3 protein-coding genes are annotated in these 4566 nt (G+C 42.0%); all 3 read left to right on the top strand.

Annotated elements, in window-relative coordinates; genetic code table 11:
• The first annotated feature begins 211 nt into the window (after nt 1–211).
• The 3 genes from COT43_08635 (at nt 212) to COT43_08625 (ending at nt 4477) form a co-directional block, all read left to right on the top strand.
• Nucleotides 212–2614, top strand: coding sequence for a hypothetical protein (locus COT43_08635; GenBank protein PIS27805.1), 2403 nt, complete (start codon nt 212–214; stop codon nt 2612–2614).
• A 364-nt stretch (nt 2615–2978) separates the two neighbouring features.
• Nucleotides 2979–3515 carry a hypothetical protein gene (locus COT43_08630; protein PIS27804.1) on the top strand — a complete coding sequence of 179 codons (537 nt, stop codon included), beginning with the start codon at nt 2979–2981 and terminating at the stop codon, nt 3513–3515.
• A 296-nt stretch (nt 3516–3811) separates the two neighbouring features.
• Complete coding sequence (locus COT43_08625) at nt 3812–4477, top strand: hypothetical protein (protein ID PIS27806.1); 666 nt, start codon at nt 3812–3814, stop codon at nt 4475–4477.
• The last annotated feature ends 89 nt before the right edge of the window (nt 4478–4566 follow it).

The following is a 4566-nucleotide window of genomic DNA, read 5'->3' as shown; positions in this document are numbered from 1 at the left end:
AGACAATAGCGCTATCGTATATATCGGGTTTAAACCAAGAGGATCGGATATCGAAGATTTTCTTAGAAATCACGGAACTCTTTGGACTATGGATGTAGATGGAAATAACAAAAAACAACTCACTTTTTTCAATGGGGATGTACTTAGTCAGTGATATGAAAATATCATTCAGGAGGTGATGTCCTATGAGATGATTTGCAAAAATTTATGAATGGTCATCTACTTAAATTTTTCAACTTTAAATGAAAAGGATGTTACTATGAAAAATTCAACTTTATCTAAAGCGCTCATTTTTGGGAGCATATGTATAACGGTTTGTTTTGCAGTAGTACCGATCTATTCTCAGGAACGTAATTTGGAAAGAGAGATTCTGATTTACATATCACAGGACTCTTTGAATTTCCCAAATTCATCGGAAGAGAAAAATCCCGCATCGCTTGATATTACCTCAAAACAATTGAAAAATACTCTGGAAAAGCTTGATTTGAAGTCAATCGCTAAGGCATTTCCAGATGCTTTGGATAGCGATACGATAAAAGTACGAGAAGATGGTGTAAAAGTTGGAATACCACAAATTTCGAGAATATTTCGTTTTATTTTTAACGATAAAGCCGATATAGACAGTGCTATCTCTCTGCTTTCAAAAGAACCAAGTGTTATATTTGCCGAAAAACATTCTAATATGCAAATCCAAACAGATGACTACTATTCCAATCAATGGCATTTAAACAATACCGGGCAGACCGGAGGAACTTCGGATGCAGATATTGATGCTCCGGAAGCATGGTCTATCTATACAGGAAGTTCATCGGTAAAAATTGGTGTCATTGATACAGGCGTAGAAACCAGTCACGATGATCTAAATGGCAAATCAAGTGGAGATACGCCGGAAAGTTATCCTTATGATGGACATTCCCACGGAACCCATGTCGCCGGTATTGCCGCAGCTATACACGGAAACGTCGGTAAAGTAAAGGGTGTAGATGCAAATGCCCTGATAATTTCCAAGAAAATATTTAGTGGCTATTACTGCGTGTATGCTGGAGACGATGTCGCCTATAATAAAATTGTAAGTGCGGTAAATAGCGGGGCTAATATATTAAATAATAGTTATGGAGGCTCAAGCTATAGCACAACCTTGCGAATCGCATTAGCGTATGCCTATAAAATGAATACTGCCGCGGTAGCATCTATGGGTAATGATAGTACAGATACTCCCTATTATCCGGCTGCATTTGGACAAGGTATGATTGCTGTAGGAGCGACTAATTACAACGATATAAAAGCCAATTATTCTAATTATGGAAATCATATTGATGTATCGGCTCCCGGGGGTGATGGTTATCTTGGTGAACAACGTTCAATTCAATCAACCTGGAGAGGAAACTCCTATGAAAAGATCTCGGGCACTTCGATGGCTACCGCTCAAGTTTCTGGTATTGCCTCACTCTTAAAGGGTTATAACTCAAATCTCTACAATGACGACATCGAACATATTATTCAAATTTCTGTCGACGATGCAAATGTAACACAATATCCGGGTTGGAATCAATATCTTGGTTATGGTCGTGTCAATGCCAAAAAGGCATTGGATTACTTGCGTTCGCCTTATACCATAAATCACCTGTCAGCCTCCGGCGGTAGTTCATACAGCAGTACCGGAACTTACAGTACAGCGCTGTTCGGCGTAGAAGGCTTGTCGGATGGTATATATACTGTTAAGCGTTATGAAATTAGAAAATCAGTAAATTTCGGACAAGTTTTTCAAAGTTCACCATATGTTTGGGGCCGGGGTGTTGCTACAAATGGATTCTCCAATGAAAGCCCAAACTTCGGAATGGGCTGGTGTGATAAGGTGTCTTCTACAAACTCCAGTGCTACGTTAAAAACTTACATCTATAAGGTGTGGACCATTTCCGGGACTTATCTCGGCTATTTCCCAACAACTGCCTCGAACGTAACCTGGGCATATACCGTTCTCGGAGTACCCGTTCCATTATCGATAACCATATCCGGACCAACCTATTTATCGAACGGTGAAACCGGCACCTTTACGGCGAATCCATCAGGCGGCAGTGGAACATATTCAAATTATCAGTGGTGGTACAGATATGACGGAGAAATTGAGCCTCTGGAAAAATCAGTGCCGGGTGCAAAACTTCCTCCGGTTGGTACATGGTATTATTTGGAAGATAGGGAGGGAGATCAGAGTATTACTTTTGGACCATCATATAATTTTTCTCTGAAATGCACAGTTACCGATTCAAAAGGCAGTACTGCAACTGATATTCACACGGTCATTGTAGATGAACTTACTCTGGATCTTTCCATCCCAAAACAATTAACCGTGAGCGATAATTATCCTAATCCTTTTAACCTTGTTACGACTATTAAGTACGGCTTACCGGAATCTGGATTAGCAACGGTTACTATTTATTCCATTACCGGACAAAAAATTAAGACACTGGCTAAAGATCGGCTTCCGGCAGGTTATCATCAGATTCAATGGGATGGTACAAATAATTTCGGGAGTGTAATTGCTTCTGGATTGTATATACTGGAACTGAAATCTGGTTCTGATAGAATAATGAAAAAATTGATATTAGCAAAATAGCACTTCAAGTTCCGTCAGGTTCTCAAACCTGACGGATCAAGGTTACACGTGTCAGGTGTGAGCAAATGACGCAGATAGAAAAACAGTCTCGAACTATGATTGGAATGATTGAATGAAGACTATGATTACGGGCGTGCGCGATATAAAAATCATAGTCAATCCTATAATCAGAAAAATCATAGTGCAGACAGAATGGGAATATCGAGAACAATGAGAAACGGTTATCGGGTAAAGTGTGTCAGGTCTGAGGACCCGACACAACAACACGGCAAGGACCCGACACAACATCACGGCGAGAACCTATCCACATGTTCCGTCAGGTCCTCAGACCTGACGGAGAGTGACAATCAGTACAGGTAAAAAGATGGGACTACGTTTTAAAATAGACCATGAAGAAGCAACCTATTTTGTCACGACGACAGTAGTCGATTTCCAACCGGTGCTGACTCAACCCGGAGTACCGGAAATCCTTTATGATAATTTGGGATTTTATCGGAAAAAATACGCATTTCGACTCAACGCCTATGTCATCATGCCTCATCATATTCATCTGATCCTGCATTTAAATGCCGAAACGAGTATTTCCGATGTCATGCGTGATTTGAAGAAATTCACGTCGGTGCGAATACATATGTGCTTAGAGGATATGAATTCACCATTTCTGGAGAGATTTTTAATTAATGGCAAACGAGCCGGACAGGAATTTAAATTATGGATGAACCGCAGTGATAAGGTGATTATGGTATCAGGTAAAATATTAGCGACGAAACTGAATTATGTCCATGACAATCCGGTGCGGGCTGGTTTGGTATCAAAGGCGGAGGACTATCCATATTCTAGCGCCGGATTTTATCTCACAGGAACTGCCGGAAAGATGGAAATTGATGAAATTCAGTGGTAGGGGGAATCGTGTCAGATCGTGTCAGGTCTGAGGACCTGACACAACATCATATATTTGTGTTTATTCGTGGTTAAGATTCCTCGATGGTTTTGATTATCCGAAACCGATATGTTCCGAAACCAGTTTGGTCCCGACGAATCGGAACGAAAACTGGTTTAATTTGACAAATAACAGTGCAGACGGAATGAGAAATGTTGAAAGCTATTAGATACAATGGTCGGGTAAATGATCTATTTTAAAAGGATTAATCTAAAATCAAATAGAGGATTACTATGATGAAAAGACTGTCTTTTGCAATGTTTATTGGGATTGCATTTTTCATGTTCTTTAGTTGTGAAAAAGATCCCACTAGTTCAAAGGATACTGATACCGTAACCGATATAGACGGCAATACATATCAAACGGTTAAGATCGGCGAACAGTGGTGGATGGCAGAGAACCTGAAAGTAACACACTACCGCAACGGCGCTGAGATACCCAATATAACGGATAATACGGCATGGTCTAATCTCTCGACCGGCGCTTATTGCGACTATAATAACGACGTAAATAATGTGATCACTTATGGTCGTCTGTATAACTGGTACGCTGTCAATGATAGCCGCAACATTGCTCCTACCGGCTGGCATGTGCCAACAGATGCCGAATGGCAAACATTGGTTGATTATCTGGGCGGAGAATCTGTAGCAGTTGGTAAAATGAAGGAGATGGGAACGACACATTGGCAAACTCCGAACACCGGCGCCACGAACGAAAGCGGATTTTTGGCGTTGCCCGGCGGCTACCGGTACGGCAGTGGGGCGTGCGGCTACGTTGGTGGCAGCGGGTACTGGTGGTCGGCTGCGGAGAGCAGTAGTTACGGCGCGTGGGGCCGAGGTCTGAGTTGCAATGGTTCGAGCGTGGCCCGTGGCTACTACGACGGTAAGCAGGGCGGTTTCTCAGTTCGTTGTGTTGGGGATTAGACTATTTGCTATTATGGAGTGTCCCGATCATATCGGGACTCGTCGTCGCAGACGACGGAATTCACACCACGGTTTCGCTCCGCTCAAGC

It is taken from the genome of Candidatus Marinimicrobia bacterium CG08_land_8_20_14_0_20_45_22 (assembly GCA_002774355.1).
In the GTDB taxonomy this organism is placed as follows: domain Bacteria; phylum Fidelibacterota; class UBA2242; order UBA2242; family UBA2242; genus 0-14-0-20-45-22.
The sequence above is the reverse complement of the archived record's forward strand: the minus strand, read 5'-3'. Positions and strand labels throughout refer to the sequence as shown.

Excerpts from the sequence above, each read along its gene's own strand:
- COT43_08625 (PIS27806.1), top strand. The coding sequence starts at position 3,812 with ATGTTTATTGGGATTGCATTTTTCATGTTCTTTAGTTGTGAAAAAGAT.
- COT43_08630 (PIS27804.1), top strand. The coding sequence starts at position 2,979 with ATGGGACTACGTTTTAAAATAGACCATGAAGAAGCAACCTATTTTGTC.
- COT43_08635 (PIS27805.1), top strand. The coding sequence starts at position 212 with ATGGTCATCTACTTAAATTTTTCAACTTTAAATGAAAAGGATGTTACT.